Here is a 321-nt window from a genome sequence, read left to right as displayed (position 1 = left end):
GAGCGCCGGACCGTCGCCCTCGACGGCATGAACCTCGGATTTCGCCGCCAGCCGAAGCGCGAAGCTGCCGCAGCCGGCAAACAGATCCGCGACCTTCTTCGCACGCGCCAGATGCTGGCCGACAAGGCTCGCCATCGTCTGTTCCGCGGCCTCCGTCGCCTGCAGGAAGGCGCCGGGCGGCACGGCGACGGCGACCGGTCCGAACTGCACCACCGGTTTCCTCGGCTCGACGATGATCTCCCCGTCGGCGGAAAGCCTGGCGAGGCCCTCGGCCATGACAAAGTTGGAGACGATGCGGCGCTGGTGGTCGCCAAGCTTGCC

1 pseudogene is annotated in these 321 nt (G+C 69.2%); it reads right to left on the bottom strand.

What is annotated here, in order from left to right:
* Positions 1-321 (bottom strand): annotated as a pseudogene (locus EN853_RS33435) (RNA methyltransferase); the annotation flags it as partial.

It is taken from the genome of Mesorhizobium sp. M1C.F.Ca.ET.210.01.1.1 (assembly GCF_004791585.1).
Classification (GTDB): Bacteria; Pseudomonadota; Alphaproteobacteria; order Rhizobiales; family Rhizobiaceae; genus Mesorhizobium.
Note: the sequence above shows the minus strand (reverse complement) of the source record. Positions and strands in the feature narration are given on the sequence as shown.